At 52.0% G+C, this 1986-nt stretch carries 2 protein-coding genes and 1 pseudogene; all 3 read left to right on the plus strand.

What is annotated here, in order from left to right:
- Positions 1 to 623 (plus strand): annotated as a pseudogene (locus C8N42_RS21215) (hypothetical protein); the annotation flags it as partial.
- Between the two features lie 161 nt (positions 624 to 784).
- Positions 785 to 1126, plus strand: coding sequence for a hypothetical protein (locus C8N42_RS21445; RefSeq protein ID WP_146168311.1), 342 nt, complete (start codon positions 785 to 787; stop codon positions 1124 to 1126).
- A gap of 256 nt (positions 1127 to 1382) precedes the next feature.
- Positions 1383 to 1811: a hypothetical protein gene (locus C8N42_RS21220; protein ID WP_146168312.1), complete on the plus strand. Its 429-nt coding sequence runs from the start codon at positions 1383 to 1385 to the stop codon at positions 1809 to 1811.
- Positions 1812 to 1986: the final 175 nt, after the last annotated feature.

Here is a 1986-nt window from a genome sequence, read left to right on the forward strand (position 1 = left end):
AGGACCTTGGCGTTCACACCCTGCGGGAAGGTTTTGCTCTTCCAACATCGGGGCGAATGACGCAGCGCGAAATCTGGGACATGGTCGGCTTCCATGCGCGGGAGCAAGGCGTGCACGGCATTCATTACGATGAGTGTCAGCATATCTTTCCGAAGAAAAGCGCCGAAGGGCGGGCGATGATCCTCGACAGCTTCAAGTCGCTTCTTAAAAAGCCCGACTGGCCCCTGATGCTGATCCTGTCGGGCGTTGATGAACTGGCCAGTCACATCAACAGCGAAGAGCAATTGGCTTATCTGCTCAGGCCCGTGCCGTTCCGTGAAATATCTCTGGCGCGGGACGCGGATGTTCAGGAACTCAACCGGCTCTGCTTTGCCTATGCCGATACCGCCGGGTTCGACTTCACACCGCTTAGTTCGATGGATTTCTATCGACGTCTTTCCCGCGCGTGCTCTTATCGCTGGGGGCTTGTGATCGAACTGCTGATTGACGCGCTGGTGGAAGCAAGCCGCAGTAAGGACGTTCGGCTGGGCACCTGTCATTTCTGCCGAGCGTTTACCGACCGAAACTCCCTACCATCGGGCTATTCGCCGTTTACAATCGAGGATTTCGAGCCGTTGTTCTAGGCCGCGAAAATCTTCGATCTGTGGGATGAGAAAGTGGGAAGAGGGGGCTGAGAGAGTGATGCAATATTTATCTTACGCTGTAAGATGGATATTGCTCAAAATACGAGAAAAGGAGAGCAGATTTCGCTCAGATATTTACACCCGAGCTTGGCGTTGCCTTGATGAATATTGATCTCCACGGCTGTTGTGACCCGTTAAGTGCAAATTCCCTGCTTGAACTCGGTCTTGTTGATCTGGAACAGGTTTCAATTCATGCAATAGGCGGGGAAACTTTGATGTTCGAGGCGGTAAGTCTGACATTGAGTGGCATTATAGAAGTTGGAAAAATCGCCCAAGTTGCATCGGTCCGACACCGCTTTTTCCAAGAAGTGTTCGCCCGAATGCAAACCGATCAGTATCGTTCCAACGAGGCGGTGGTGTTCGAGGCTTCGTATCTGAAACGCCTTCCCTCCGGAAAATTGGAGGACTGTCATCACCGTTCGGCGCTTCACTGGCGCATCTGAAAACCTACCGTGAAATCACCAGCGAGCCCGTGCAATTTGCGCGGGCTTTTCTGTTGTGCGGTTTCGGGTTTGGGAAGTGTTCAAACTTATGCTGCGCGCTTATGCTCCAAACGTGCACGTTTATGGGTTCGATTTAAAGTGTTGGTTGAATTTGTTATTTAAAACAGTGGCTTGTGGTTGATTCGATTTCAGGTTTTGAGTTTCGTGCACTCTTTTGCTCCACTGACAATTGTCATTGGACCATAAGAGTGCATTTTTGGAGCATAAACATGCATCTCAGTGTCAAGAAAATTCTGAAACACAAGATGTAGTAGATGTTTCGCAGGTCCAAAACAAACGCGCTCCGTTTTTAGCTCTCTTCGAAAGGTCTTCGATGTCCGAAAATCGCTATGGCGTGATCTCTGGAGTGCGAAGCGCGGAGGATCGGCAGTCCGCGATTGCACGGCTTGAATCTGAAGGTATTCCGACGGATCAGATTTTTACGACCGACCCAGAAGAGCCAAATGCACCGCCCGTCTGGCTCTACTCCATGAGCGCGAACTCGGAACTGATCGCTCCGTCTCTGAACGACCTAAATCTTTCAACACAAGGCATCGCCGCCACGGTGGAAGCCGCGCGGGAGGCTGGCATTCATATCCGCTGCCTTGATGAGGCATTCGACAGCCGGAACGATTGGCAATCCTAAATCAGCTCTCTGCTGACTGCCCTCAATCGCCTCGATCGCAAAGCCGTCGCCATCCAAATGATCGAAGCGGGGTACAACGGTGTCAACGGCGGAGTAAAAACCTACCAAAGGGCGGCGCAAAAGTAGACCACTTGTGGGTTTAGCGTGACGGGCGCACAGAGCGCTGGCGGCCAGT

Source organism: Celeribacter persicus, assembly GCF_003050785.1.
Taxonomy (GTDB): Bacteria; Pseudomonadota; Alphaproteobacteria; order Rhodobacterales; family Rhodobacteraceae; genus Celeribacter; species Celeribacter persicus.